The organism is Hydrogenophaga sp. PBL-H3, assembly GCF_010104355.1.
GTDB lineage: Bacteria > Pseudomonadota > Gammaproteobacteria > Burkholderiales > Burkholderiaceae_C > Hydrogenophaga.
The window spans coordinates 821,387-833,992 of the sequence record NZ_CP044972.1 but is presented as its reverse complement, the minus strand read 5'-3'; the positions used below and the strand labels follow the sequence as shown (position 1 = coordinate 833,992).

At 66.8% G+C, this 12,606-nt stretch carries 13 protein-coding genes; 6 read left to right on the top strand and 7 right to left on the bottom strand.

Features of this window, described 5'->3' with window-relative positions:
• Window positions 1-19: 19 nt before the first annotated feature.
• Genes F9Z44_RS03965 through F9Z44_RS03950 form a run of 4 tightly spaced genes read right to left on the bottom strand, consistent with a single transcriptional unit; the run spans window position 20 to window position 2,488 of the window.
• Window positions 20-982: an aspartate carbamoyltransferase catalytic subunit gene (locus tag F9Z44_RS03965; protein ID WP_159608570.1), complete on the bottom strand. Its 963-nt coding sequence runs from the start codon at window positions 980-982 to the stop codon at window positions 20-22.
• Window positions 979-1,494 carry a bifunctional pyr operon transcriptional regulator/uracil phosphoribosyltransferase PyrR gene (gene pyrR, locus F9Z44_RS03960; RefSeq protein WP_236574245.1) on the bottom strand — a complete coding sequence of 172 codons (516 nt, stop codon included), beginning with the start codon at window positions 1,492-1,494 and terminating at the stop codon, window positions 979-981. The genes F9Z44_RS03965 and pyrR overlap by 4 nt, the downstream gene beginning before the upstream one ends.
• Complete coding sequence (ruvX, locus tag F9Z44_RS03955) at window positions 1,491-1,904, bottom strand: Holliday junction resolvase RuvX (RefSeq protein WP_159603785.1); 414 nt, start codon at window positions 1,902-1,904, stop codon at window positions 1,491-1,493. Before ruvX ends, pyrR begins: the two co-directional genes overlap by 4 nt.
• A complete protein-coding gene (locus tag F9Z44_RS03950) occupies window positions 1,901-2,488 on the bottom strand; it encodes a YqgE/AlgH family protein (RefSeq protein ID WP_159603784.1) in 588 nt (195 codons plus the stop codon). Before F9Z44_RS03950 ends, ruvX begins: the two co-directional genes overlap by 4 nt.
• Window positions 2,489-2,564: 76 nt before the next feature.
• On the opposite strand from F9Z44_RS03950, the gene F9Z44_RS03945 reads away from it, so the two are divergent.
• A complete protein-coding gene (locus F9Z44_RS03945) occupies window positions 2,565-4,073 on the top strand; it encodes a cryptochrome/photolyase family protein (protein WP_159603783.1) in 1,509 nt (502 codons plus the stop codon).
• Here F9Z44_RS03945 and tldD read toward each other — a convergent pair.
• The 3 genes from tldD to rodA are packed head-to-tail and all read right to left on the bottom strand — an operon-like array spanning window position 4,070 to window position 7,607.
• Window positions 4,070-5,530: a metalloprotease TldD gene (gene tldD / locus F9Z44_RS03940; RefSeq protein ID WP_159603782.1), complete on the bottom strand. Its 1,461-nt coding sequence runs from the start codon at window positions 5,528-5,530 to the stop codon at window positions 4,070-4,072. The genes F9Z44_RS03945 and tldD overlap by 4 nt on opposite strands.
• 38 nt (window positions 5,531-5,568) lie before the next feature.
• Window positions 5,569-6,456 (bottom strand): NAD(P)-dependent oxidoreductase, encoded by an 888-nt coding sequence (locus F9Z44_RS03935; protein ID WP_159603781.1) that lies wholly within the window; start codon window positions 6,454-6,456, stop codon window positions 5,569-5,571.
• Window positions 6,453-7,607 carry a rod shape-determining protein RodA gene (rodA, locus tag F9Z44_RS03930; RefSeq protein ID WP_159603780.1) on the bottom strand — a complete coding sequence of 385 codons (1,155 nt, stop codon included), beginning with the start codon at window positions 7,605-7,607 and terminating at the stop codon, window positions 6,453-6,455. The genes F9Z44_RS03935 and rodA overlap by 4 nt, the downstream gene beginning before the upstream one ends.
• On the opposite strand from rodA, the gene F9Z44_RS03925 reads away from it, so the two are divergent.
• Genes F9Z44_RS03925 through F9Z44_RS03905 form a run of 5 tightly spaced genes read left to right on the top strand, consistent with a single transcriptional unit; the run spans window position 7,606 to window position 12,603 of the window.
• Window positions 7,606-8,238: a YqiA/YcfP family alpha/beta fold hydrolase gene (locus F9Z44_RS03925; RefSeq protein ID WP_236574244.1), complete on the top strand. Its 633-nt coding sequence runs from the start codon at window positions 7,606-7,608 to the stop codon at window positions 8,236-8,238. The two genes, rodA and F9Z44_RS03925, sit on opposite strands and share 2 nt — an antisense overlap.
• A 24-nt stretch (window positions 8,239-8,262) precedes the next feature.
• Window positions 8,263-10,347 (top strand): ribonuclease catalytic domain-containing protein, encoded by a 2,085-nt coding sequence (locus tag F9Z44_RS03920; protein WP_159603779.1) that lies wholly within the window; start codon window positions 8,263-8,265, stop codon window positions 10,345-10,347.
• 28 nt (window positions 10,348-10,375) lie between these two features.
• On the top strand, window positions 10,376-11,242 hold the full coding sequence (locus tag F9Z44_RS03915) for an energy transducer TonB (RefSeq protein ID WP_236574243.1): 867 nt from the start codon (window positions 10,376-10,378) through the stop codon (window positions 11,240-11,242).
• A complete protein-coding gene (gene mtgA, locus F9Z44_RS03910; protein WP_159603778.1) occupies window positions 11,243-11,989 on the top strand; it encodes a monofunctional biosynthetic peptidoglycan transglycosylase in 747 nt (248 codons plus the stop codon).
• On the top strand, window positions 11,986-12,603 hold the full coding sequence (locus tag F9Z44_RS03905) for a lysophospholipid acyltransferase family protein (protein WP_159603777.1): 618 nt from the start codon (window positions 11,986-11,988) through the stop codon (window positions 12,601-12,603). The genes mtgA and F9Z44_RS03905 overlap by 4 nt, the downstream gene beginning before the upstream one ends.
• Window positions 12,604-12,606 lie beyond the last annotated feature (3 nt).

Genomic DNA, 12,606 nt, shown 5'->3' with positions numbered 1-12,606 from the left:
AAGCGGTGGAGCGTGGGGGTCAAGCTTCATTCCCTGCAACGATGGACATCACGGCCATGCGCACCGCAATGCCATAAGTGACCTGCGGCAGGATCACGCTCTGAGGCCCGTCCACCACCGCCGAGTCGATCTCCACACCGCGGTTGATCGGGCCTGGGTGCATCACGATCGCATCGGGCTTGGCCCACCGCAGGCGCTCGGGTGTGAGACCGAAGCTCTTGAAATATTCCTGGCTGGAGGGCAGCAGCGCGCCGCTCATGCGTTCGTTCTGCAGGCGCAGCGTGATCACCACGTCGCAGTCCTTGATGCCTTCTTCCAGCGTGTGGCACACGCGCACGCCCATCTGCGAGAGGTCGCTCGGCACCAGGGTGCGCGGGCCAACCACGCGCACGTCGGGGCAGCCCAGCGTGGTGAGGGCGTGGATGTCGGAACGCGCCACGCGCGAATGCAGCACGTCGCCCACGATCGCCACGGAGAGCCTGGTGAAGTCCTGCTTGTAGTGGCGGATGGTGTACATGTCGAGCAGCCCCTGCGTGGGGTGCGCGTGGCGTCCGTCGCCGGCGTTGATCACATGCACATGCGGCGCCACGTGCTGCGCAATCAGATACGGCGCACCCGACTCGCTGTGGCGCACGACGAAGATGTCGGCCGCCATGGCGCTGAGGTTGGCGATGGTGTCGAGCAGCGACTCGCCCTTGGCGGTGGAGCTGCGCGCGATGTCCAGGTTGATCACGTCGGCAGAGAGGCGCGTGGCCGCGATCTCGAAGGTGGTGCGCGTGCGCGTGCTGTTCTCGAAGAACAGGTTGAACACGCTTTTTCCACGCAGCAGCGGCACCTTCTTCACCTCGCGGTTGCTCACGCTCACGAAGTTGGCCGCGGTGTCCAGTATCTGCGTGAGGATGTCGCGCGAAAGACCCTCGGTGGAGAGCAGGTGAATGAGTTCACCGTTCTTGTTGAGCTGGGGATTGCGTTGCACGGTCAGGCTTTCTTGGGTTCAAGCACGAAGCTCAGGCGGCCGGCATCGTCGCGCGCGAGTTCGAGCGAGCGGTCCGCGGGCACCTCTGCGCGGGCGGCGCACACGGTGGGTTCGATCGGCAGTTCGCGCCCTCCCCGGTCCACCAGCACCGCCAGCCGAACGCTGGCCGGGCGGCCGTAGTCGAACAGTTCGTTGATCACGGCGCGCAGTGTGCGCCCGGTGTAGAGCACGTCGTCAACGAGCACCACGTGCGCGCCGTTCACGTCGAAGGGCAGCGCGGTCTGCGCGCTCGATGCCAGGCCGCGCTGCGCGAAGTCGTCGCGGTGCATGCTGGACGAGATCACGCCCGCGTTGCCCGGCAGTCCCAGGTCGCGCTGCAGGCGCTCGGCGAGCCAGGCGCCGCCGGAGGTGATGCCGGCGAGCACCACCGGCGCAGGCGAAGCGTCGATCAAACCCTTCACCGCGGGCAGGAGTTCGGCATAGAGCGCCTCTGCATTCAGAGGCAAAGACTCGGTCAAGGCAGGCTCCTCAAGAATTGTTCCAGGATGATGCAGGCCGACGCGGCGTCGGCGTCTTTGGCGCCCAGGCTGTGGGCTTCGGTGGTGCTGTATCGCTCGTCCACCTCATACACCGGCAAGCCGTGGCGGCCACGCAGCTGGCGGGCAAATTTCAGGGCGCGCGCGGTGTTCTCGTGCGCTGCGCCATCGGGGTGATACGGCACGCCGACCACCAGGGCATCGGGCTGCCACTCCTTGAGGCGTTGCGCGATCAAGGGAAAGCGCGCATCGCCTTCGGCGTTGATGGTGGCCTGCGGCGTGGCGCTGCGGGTGATGCGGTTGCCCGTGGCCACCCCGGTGCGTTTAAGTCCGAAGTCGAAAGCAAGAAACATCTGGCATTCAGCCGGCACGGCTGTGGCCAGCTCGCTCATGCATGCCCCGCATCGGGTGAGAGCATCCAGGGCTGCAGGCCAAGCAAGGCCATGGCGCGCTCGTAGCGCTCGGCCACCGGCGCGTCAAAGATCAGCGAAGGATCGGCCTCCACGGTCAGCCAGCTGTTCTCGGTAATTTCCGACTCCAGCTGGCCCTGACCCCACGAGGCATAACCGAGCGAGACGAACACCCGGCGCGGACCAGCGCCCGAGGCCATGGCCTCCAGCACGTCTTTCGAGGTGGTCATCTCCAGACCGCCTGGAATGGACAGGGTGGACGCGTAGACCGACTCACCCTCGCCCGACACCGCCTCGTGCAGCACGAAGCCGCGTTCGGTCTGCACCGGACCGCCCTGGAACACTGGCTGCAGCGCCAAATCGTCGCGCCCCATGGGCAGGTCGACTTTCTCGAACAGGCGGGGCAGCAGGATGTCGCTGGGCTTGTTGATCACCAGGCCGAGCGCCCCGCGCTCGCTGTGCTCGCACATGAACACCACGCTGCGGCCAAATAGCTCATCGCTGAGGCCGGGCATCGCAATCAGGAAATGATTGGTGAGGTTGATGGGGGCAAAATCAGCGGGCATCGGGCGATTTTAAGCCGCTTGCCCTGCCCCCCACGGGTGGCAGTCCCCATCCCCTCAGCACCTTCCGCCCGGACCCATGAACACCTACGACAAAGGCCTGATGTGGTTCCGCCGCGATCTGCGCGCCGAGGACAATGCCGCGCTGTACCACGCGCTCAAGGTCTGCCGTCAGGTCTGGTGCGTGTTCGTGTTCGACACCGACATCCTCGACGCCCTGCCCCGGGCAGACCGGCGCGTGGAGTTCATCCGCGAATCGCTGGTGGAGCTCGACGCTGCCTTGCGCGCGCTGGGACGCGACAACGGTGCCGACGGTGTGGGCCTGATCGTGATGCACGGCCCGGCGGCCAAGGCGGTGCCGGCGCTGGCGCAGCAGCTCGCGGTGCAGGCGGTGTTTGCCAACCACGACGACGAGCCCGCCGCGCTGGCGCGTGATGCCCAGGTGTTCGGCGACCTGGCGCACGCCGGCATCTTGCTGCACAGCCACAAGGACCATGTGATCTTCGAGCGGCGCGAGGTGCTCACCCAAATGGGCAACGCGTTCGGTGTGTTCACGCCCTACAAGAACGCCTGGCTCAAGGCGCTCACGCCTTTCCACCTCAAGGCCTACCCGGTGGCGCAGTACGCGCGCACGCTGGCGCCTGTGCCGCCTGCATGGGCCAAACCGGTGCCCACGCTGGCCGACATCGGCTTCGAGCCCACCAACCTGTCGCAACTGCCGCTGCCCACGGGCATGAGCGGCGCGCACCGCCTGTTTGAAGATTTTGTGGAGCGCATCGACCGCTACGACGACACGCGCAACTTCCCCGCCGTGAAAGGCCCGAGCTACCTCAGCGTGCACCTGCGCTTCGGCACCATCTCCATCCGCCACCTGGCTTCGGTGGCGTACCAGATGCACCTGCAGGGCATGGTGGGCGCGAGCACCTGGCTGTCAGAGCTGATCTGGCGCGACTTCTACCACCAGGTGCTGGCCAACTTCCCGCACGTGGTGGACAAGGCCTTCAAGCCCGAGTACGACCACATCAAGTTTGAGCACGGCAAACACGGCAAGGAGCTGTTTGCCGCCTGGTGCGAGGGCCGAACCGGCTACCCGCTGGTGGACGCGGCCATGCACCAGATCAACCAGACCGGCTACATGCACAACCGCCTGCGCATGGTGGTGGCGAGTTTTCTGGTGAAAGACCTCGGTATCCATTGGCAGTGGGGCGAGCGCTACTTTGCCGAGAAGCTGATCGACTTTGACCTGGCCGCCAACAACGGCGGCTGGCAATGGGCCAGTTCCAGCGGCTGCGATGCCCAGCCCTACTTCCGCATCTTCAACCCGGTGAGCCAGAGCGAGAAGTTCGACCCGCAGGCCAAGTTCATCCGGCGCTACCTGCCCGAACTCGCGGGCCTGCCGGATGCGGCAATTCATGCGCCGTGGCTCGCACGCGAGATGGAGTTGTTGAGCGCCGGGGTGGAATTGGGCAAGACCTACCCGCGCCCGGTGGTGGACCACGCGGTGGCGCGGGATCAAACCCTGCTGCGCTACGCAGTCGTGAAAAAGCCGGGAAAGATCCCGGCTTCTGGTGCTGCGGCGGCAGATTAGGCGGTACCGCCGACCGTGAGTCCGTCGATGCGCAGCGTGGGCTGACCCACACCCACCGGCACGCTCTGGCCTTCCTTGCCGCAGGTGCCCACACCGCTGTCGAGCTTCATGTCGTTGCCGATCATGCTCACGCGGGTGAGGGAATCGGGGCCGTTGCCCACCAGCGTGGCGCCCTTCACCGGATACTGGATCTGGCCGTTTTCCACCCAGTAGGCCTGGCTCGCGGAAAACACGAACTTGCCAGAGGTGATGTCGACCTGACCACCGCCAAAGTTGGTGGCGTACAGGCCTTTCTTGATGCTGGCCACGATTTCCTCGGGCGCCTTGTCGCCGCCCAGCATGTAGGTGTTGGTCATGCGGGGCATGGGCACGTGGGCATAGCTCTCGCGTCGGCCGTTGCCGGTGGGCTTCACACCCATCAGGCGCGCGTTCATCGAGTCCTGGATGTAGCCACGCAGGATGCCGTCTTCGATCAGCACGTTTTTCTGCGAAGTGTGGCCTTCGTCGTCCACGTTGAGCGAACCGCGGCGGTCGGCGATGGTGCCGTCATCCAGCACGGTCACGCCCTTGGCCGCCACGCGCTGCCCGATGCGCCCGGCAAAGGCGCTGGAGCCCTTGCGGTTGAAGTCGCCTTCCAGGCCGTGGCCCACGGCTTCGTGCAGCAGGATGCCCGGCCAGCCCGAGCCCAGCACCACCACCATCTCGCCGGCCGGCGCGGGCCGGGCGTCGAGGTTGGTCAACGCGGACGACACGGCTTCGTCCACGTAGGTCTGCACCATCGTGTCGTCAAAGTAGGCGAGACCAAAACGGCCACCGCCGCCGGATGAGCCCACCTCGCGGCGGCCGGCCTGCTCGGCGATCACGGTGACCGACAGGCGGATCAGGGGGCGCACGTCGGCGGCCAGCGTGCCGTCGGCGCGCGCCACCAGCACCACGTCGTGCTCGGCAGCCAGACCGGCCATCACCTGCACCACGCGCGGGTCCTTGGCCTTGGCCATTTTTTCAACCTTCTCCAGCAGCGCCACCTTGGCCGTGCTGTCGAGCGTGCCGATCGGGTCCACGCCGCCATAAAGCGAGCGCGACTTGGCGACCTTGGCCGCTGGCGTCTTCACCTTCTTCGACTGGCCCTGGCCGGAGATGCTGCGCACGGTGTGCGCTGCGTCCAGCAGCGAGTCCCAGGAGAGGTCGTCGGAGTACGCGAAAGCGGTCTTTTCCCCGCTGACCGCGCGCACGCCCACGCCCTGGTCGATGCTGAAGCTGCCGGTCTTGACGATGCCCTCTTCCAGGCTCCAGCCCTCGCTGCGCGTGGTCTGGAAATACAGGTCGGCATCGTCCACGCCGTGCGACATGATCTCGCCGAGCGCGCGCTGCAAGTGCGCGGGCGTCAGGCCAAACGGTTCGAGGAGCAGGCTTTGGGCGGTGGCCAGACGGGCCAGGGTGGGTTCGCGTGAAATCATGGGGCCATTGTAAGAACGACCCGCCCTGCGCGCTGGTGTCAGGGTCTTGGCGCGGTCTGGCGCAGGAACGAGAGCAGCGCGGCGTCGTCCAGATCGGCCATGCCCGCCTCACTGGCCGCTTTGAACACACCGGCCGCACTCGCGCCCAGCGGGCCTTCAAACCCCGAGCTGCGCGCAGCCGCCACCGCCAGCCGCGTGTCTTTTTCCAGCAGGGTCACATGGGCGCGCGGCACCAGATCGTTGGCGATGGCGCGGCGCATGCGGTCCGAGCCGATCCAGCTCTGCCCGCTGGAACGTTCGATCACGTCCAGCGTGGTGCTGAGGTCCAGCCCCATGCGCCCGGCCAGCGCCAGCACCTCGGCCGCACCCACCAGGTTGATGCCGGCGAGCAGGTTGTTGACCAGCTTGGTGCGCGCGCCGTCACCCACGCGTTCGCTGATGCGCATCACGTTGAGCGACAGGGCGGCCAGCAGGTCGGCATGGCGCTCCAGCACCGCCGCTGGCGCGGCCACCATCAGGCTCATGCGGCCGTCGCGCGCGCGCTGCGGGCCGCCCGACATGGGCGCGTCGATGCAGGCAATCCCCTGCAGTGCCAGCCGCTCGGCGATGGAGATGGTGTCTTCGGGTGCGATGGTGGGGCACAGCACCACGGTGTGCCCGGGCCGCAATCCGACGGATGCGCCCTGATCGCCCCACAGCACCTCGCGGCATTGGTCGGCATCCACCACCACGAGCAGCAGGGCGCCCTCGTTGCCGAGCTGGGCCACGGCGGCCAACGGGGTGTCGGCCAGGCTGGCACCGGCGGCCAGGGCCTGCCACTGGCGAAGCGGGTCGATGTCACACACGGTCACGGCCCATTGGGCCTCACACAACCGCTCAACCAGCGCGCCGCCCATGTTGCCGGCACCAATGAGGGCGACCGTCATGACTGCATGAAGCGCCGGGACTTGGCGATCGACATCAGCATGCCCAGCCCCACGCCCATGGTCACCATGGCCGTGCCGCCGTAGCTCACGAACGGCAAAGGCACGCCCACCACCGGCAGGATGCCGCTGACCATGCCCATGTTGACGAAGGCGTAGACAAAGATGTTGAGCGTGAGGGCGCCCGCCAGCAGTCGGGAGAACAGCGTGGGCGCCTCCATGGCAATCACCAGGCCGCGCACGATCAGGAAAATGAAGCCGGCCATGAGCCCCAGGGTGCCGACCAGGCCGAACTCTTCGGAGAACGCGGCGTAGATGAAATCGGTGGTGCGCTCGGGAATGAACTCCAGGTGGGTCTGCGTGCCCTGCATGAAACCCTTGCCCCACACCCCGCCGGAGCCGATGGCGATCATGCCCTGGATGATGTGGAAACCCTTGCCCAGCGGGTCCTTGGACGGATCCAGCAGCGTGCACACGCGCTGGCGCTGGTACTCCCGCAGCACATGCCAGTCCACGTCGGGCGCGCACAGCTGGCCCTCAAAGGCGATCAGCAGGACGACGCCCAGCGCGCCCACGAGCACCGGCGGCAGGATGAGCTTCCAGCTCAGGCCGGCAAAGAAGATGACAAACAGGCCGGACGAGAGCACCAGCAGCGAGGTGCCGAGGTCGGGCTGCTTGAGCACCAGCGCCACCGGCAACATGAGCAGCAGGCCGGCGGCGGCGAAGTCCAGCGGCTTGAGCAAGCCTTCGCGGCGGTGGAACCACCAGGCCAGCATGAGCGGCATGGCGATCTTCATCAGCTCGCTGGGCTGGATGACGACACCGATGTCGAGCCAGCGCTGAGAGCCCTTGCGCGCGATGCCGAAGAACTCCACGCCCAGCAGCAGCACCACGCCCAGCGTGTAAGCCGGCAAGGCCAGGGTCATGAGCCGATGTGGCGGGATCTGGGAGACGAGGAACAGCACGCCGGCGGCGATCATCATGTTGCGCCCATGGGACGAGAAGCGCGTGCCGTGGTCGAAGCCGACCGAGTACATGGTCAGCAGCCCGGCGCCCGCCATGATCACGATGGCCAGCAGCAGCAGCAGATCAAAGCCCTGGAAGATCGGGGCGATGCGCTGCAGCAGGGAAGGTTTGTCGAACACGGCGGACATGACCCCGGATTATCCTTCGGCGATGCGCCCCACCACCACCCACCTGCTTTACCTCCACGGCTTTCGCTCGTCACCCCAATCGATGAAGGCGCGCAAGGTGGCCGCGCGGGTGCAGGCCGAACATCCTGACGTGACCTGGTGGTGCCCCCAACTGCCGCCCTCACCGGCCGAGGCGATGGCGCTGGTGATGCAGGGCACGGCAAGCTGGCCACGCGAGACCATGGCGGTGGTGGGATCGTCGCTGGGTGGCTTCTACGCCCGCTGGTTCTCGCTGCAGACCGGCTGCCCCGCCGTGCTGCTCAACCCCGCCCCGTTCCCGGCACGCGATCTTTCGACTTACATCGGCGAGCAAACCGCCTGGCACGACCCCGAGGAGCGCTTCTTTTTCCAGCCCGGTTTCGTGGACGAGCTGCGGGCGCAGCAGGCCGACATTGATCGCCTGGCGGCCCGCCAGCCCGCCACGCCCGAGGGCTTGTTCGCCATCGTGGCCCAGGGCGACGAGGTGCTGGACTGGCGGGAAATGCAGGCTTTCTGCGCGGGAGGCACGGTGCGTCTGCTGGAGGGCAGCGACCACGCCATCAGCGACTTCGACGACCATGTGGATGCGCTGTTTGGTTTCCTGAACCTGTAGCGGCCCCATGGGACAATCCGGCCCATGCACATCCTGTTTGATGAAGCCGGCAAGTTGTTGACCGGCCGCCTCCTGTCCGAGGCCGAAAGTTCCCTGCAAGTCGAGCTCGAATCCGGCAAGCGCGTCAAGGTCAAGGCGGTCAATGCGCTGCTGCGGTTTGAAAAGCCCGCCCCGGGTCCGTTGATGAGCGCCGCCACCGCGTTGTCGGGCGAGATGGACCTGGCACTGGCCTACGAATTCGCACCCGAAGACGAATTCGGCTTTGCCGATCTGGCGCGCGAGTACTTCAACAGCAGCGCCAGCACGGCCGAGCAGGTGGCTGCACTCCTGTGCCTGCAGGGCGCGCCGCACTACTTCCGCCGCGCCGGCAAAGGCCGCTACAAAAAAGCCCCGGCCGACATCCTGGCCCAGGCGTTGGCCGGCATCGAGAAAAAGAAACAGGTTCAGGCGCAGATCGAGGCCTGGGCCGCCGAACTCGCCAGCGGCACCTGCCCCGAGCCGGTGCGCCAGCAGCTCTACAAGATCCTCTTCAAGCCCGACAAGAACGCGCCCGAGTACAAGGCCGTGGTCGAGGCCGCGCGCAGTAGCCACACCGCGCCGCTGACCTTGCTGCAAAACGCCGGCGCCATCCGCAGCGCCTACCAGTTCCACTGGCAGCGTTTCCTGTTCGACCAGTTCCCCAAGGGCACCGGCTTCCCCGCGCTGCAGGCGCCAGTGATCACCGACGAGCTGCCCTTGGCCACGGTGCAAGCCTTCTCCATCGACGACTCGCACACCACCGAGATCGACGATGCGCTCTCGTTGCAGGGCCTGGGCAGCGGCTCGGTGGTGCTGGGCATCCACATTGCCGCACCGGGCCTGGCCATCGCGCCCGAGAGTGCCATCGACCAGGTGGCGCGCCACCGCCTGTCCACCGTCTACATGCCGGGCCACAAGATCACCATGCTGCCCGACGAGGTGGTGCAGGCCTACACGCTCTTGGCCGGGCGCGACTGCCCCGCGGTCTCGCTCTACGTGACGTTTGACGAAACCACGCTGTCCATCACCGACACCCGTACCGCGCTGGAGCGGGTTCCGATCGCGCAGAACCTGCGCCACGACCAGCTCGACACCGTGATCACCGAAGCCTGGCTCTCGGGCGAAGCCCCGGCCAGCAACGCCATACCCGAGATCGCCGCGCTGCAGCCCACGCTGGCCTTCATCTTCACGCTGGCCAGGCACCTGAAAGCGCAACGCGAAGTGGTGCGCGGCAAGCCCGAGAACTTCACCCGACCCGACTACACCTTCCGCCTCGAAGGCAAGACCGGCGACGAGCCGGTGGGCGACGAGGTGGTGGTGATCGGCACGCGCCAGCGCGGCGCGCCGCTCGATCTGATGGTGGCCGAAGCCATGATCCTGGCCAACAGCACCTGGGGCAACTGGCTGGCCGACTGCGGCGTGCCCGGCATCTACCGCAGCCAGGCCAGCATGGCCCCCGGCGTGAAGGTGCGCATGGGCACCAAGGCCCAGCCGCACGCCGGCATCGGCGTCAAGAGCTACGCCTGGAGCACCTCGCCCCTGCGCCGTTATGTGGACATGGTCAACCAGTGGCAGATCATTGCGTGCGCGCGCCACGGCAAGACCGCCGCGCTCGCCGCGCCTTTCAAGCCCAAAGACGCCAACCTGTTCTCCATCATCAGCGCGTTCGACGCCGCCTACACCGCCTACAACGGTTTTCAGAACGGCATGGAGCGCTACTGGACACTCAAGCACCTGCAGCAAAACGGCACCACCGAACTCACCGCCACGCTGGTGAAAGACAACCTGGTGCGCGCCGACACGCTGCCGCTGGTGTTGCCGGTGATGGGGGCCGACGGCCTGCCGCGCGGCGCGCATGTGCGCGTGAGGCTGGGCGAGATCGACGACATCACGCTCGATGTGCACGGCACCGTGATTGAACGGCTGGACTTGCCTGTGGATGAGGTGGCGGACGACAGCGCTGGCGAGGACGGCGAGGACGAGGAACTGTCGGCGCCGCTGGCCCTGGCCATCGACATGAACGAGGCCGATGGAGCTGAGCCCGCCGCCCAGCCACCCGGGGCCACCGACCCGGCAGGTCATTCGGCCTGACGGCCCGGGGCGCACCGATAATCGCCGCGTGAAATCATCCCTCGCGTTCCTGAAAACCCTGAGCACGCTGCAGCTGGCGCTGGGGGTGTCGATCGCGGTGCATGCGGTGGTGCTCACGGTCAGGTTCGTGAACCCCCAGGGATTCAACCGGGTGTTTCAGGACACGCCGCTGGAGGTGATCCTGGTCAACGCGCGCAGCAACGAACGACCCGAAAAGGCCACGGCGATTGCCCAGGCTGCGCTTGCCGGCGGCGGCGATGCGGTGCGCGGACGCTCCACCTCACCCCTGCCACCCACGGCAGTGGCGCGCGTGGGGGACACGCCCGAAGAAGACGAACGCAGGATCGAGGCGCTGCGCGATCAGCAAAACCAGCTGCTCGCCCAGGTGCGCCGGGCGCTGGCGACGATGCCGCCACCCGACACGCAGTCGGTCAACCCCAGCCGCGAAGTGGTGGAGCGCGAAGAGAAGCGCAAGGCGCTGGTGAAGATCCTGGCCGAGATCGAGCGGCGAATCAACGAAGAAAGCGCGCGGCCCAAGAAGCGCTACATCAGCCCGGCCACGCGCGAGGCGGTGTACGCCATTTACTACGACGAGTTGCGCCGCAAGATCGAAGACCGCGGCACCACCAACTTTCCAGAAGCCGCCGGGCGCAAGCTCTATGGCGAGCTCACCATGGTCATCACCGTCAACCACAGCGGCGCGGTGCTCGACACCGAGATCGTGCAGACCTCGGGCACCAACCTGCTCGACCGCCGTGCCCAGGCCATCGTGCGCAGTCTCTCGTTCGGCAAGTTCAACGACAGCATGCGACGCCAGGCCGACCAGATCGTGGTGGTCTCGCGCTTCCGTTTCACGCGCGACGAGACGCTGCAGACCCAGCTCTCAGGCCAGTAGATGAGGGCACTCGGGCGCTGGCTGTTGTGGATGGTCCTGGCCGGGGTGGCGCTGCAGGTGTTCTTTGCCTTGCGCATCGCGGCCATGGTGGTGATCGACCCGACCAGCACCGCGTTCATGCGCTCGGAAGCCTGGCGTGTGGGCCAGCAGAGCCTGACCACCGACAAGAGCTGGCGCTGGGCACACCAGTGGGTGGCGGGCGACCAGATCAGCCCGAACCTCAAGCGCGCCGTGATCGCCTCTGAAGACGCTGGATTCCTGGAGCACGGCGGCGTGGACTGGGATGCGATGGAGGGGGCCTGGCAGAAAAACGAGAAGCGCCAGCAGCAAGCCGAAAAGCGCGCAGCGGCCCAACCCAACAAGCCGGTGCGCGAACCCAAGGTCGTGGGCGGCTCCACCATCACCCAGCAACTGGCCAAAAACCTGCTGCTCTCCGGTGAACGCCAGTTCTTGCGCAAGGGCCAGGAGCTGGTGCTGGCGCTCGCGCTGGATGCGCTGCTGAGCAAGGAGCGCATCCTGGAGATCTACCTCAACAGCGTGGAATGGGGCGAAGGCGTGTTTGGCGCCGAGGCGGCCGCGCAGCGTTATTTCAACAAACCGGCCAGCAGGCTCAACGCCTCTGAAGCGGCGCGCCTGGCGGTGATGCTGCCCTCGCCCAAATTTTTCGAAACGCGCCAGGGCTCGGCCTACCTGGCACGGCGCACCGGCACCATCGTTGCCCGCATGGGTGAAGTCCGGCTGCCATGAACTTGCGCGCCACCGCCATGAGCGTGTTCCTGCTGGGCCTGGTGCGCCTGCTCACCGGCGCACAGGCGCGCTGGTACGGCTGCCCGCCCAAGGCCGAGCAGCGCATCTACTTCGCCAACCACCAGAGCCACGCCGACCTGGTGCTGATCTGGGCCGCGCTGCCGCACGAGTTGCGCAGCATCACGCGCCCCATCGCCGCCAAGGACTACTGGACGGCCTCGAACTTCAAGCGCTGGATCACCACCGAGGTGTTCAACGCCGTGTATGTGGAGCGCGAGCGCAAGGGCGACGAAGACCCGCTGCAGCCGCTGATCAACGCGCTGGAAAGCGGCGACTCGCTGATCCTGTTTCCCGAAGGCACGCGCGGCCATGGAGAAGACCCGCAGCCGTTCAAATCGGGCCTGTTCAACCTGGCCCAGCGCTTCCCTGGCGTGGTGCTGGTGCCGGCCTGGATCCACAACGTGCAGCGCGTGATGCCCAAGGGTGAGGTGGTGCCGGTGCCGGTGTTGTGCTCGGTCACGTTTGGTGAACCCGTTGCACCGGGCACCGGCGAGTCCCGCGCCGATTTTCTGAAGCGCGCGCGCGAGGCGGTGATCGCCCTGCGGGAGGTCTGATCC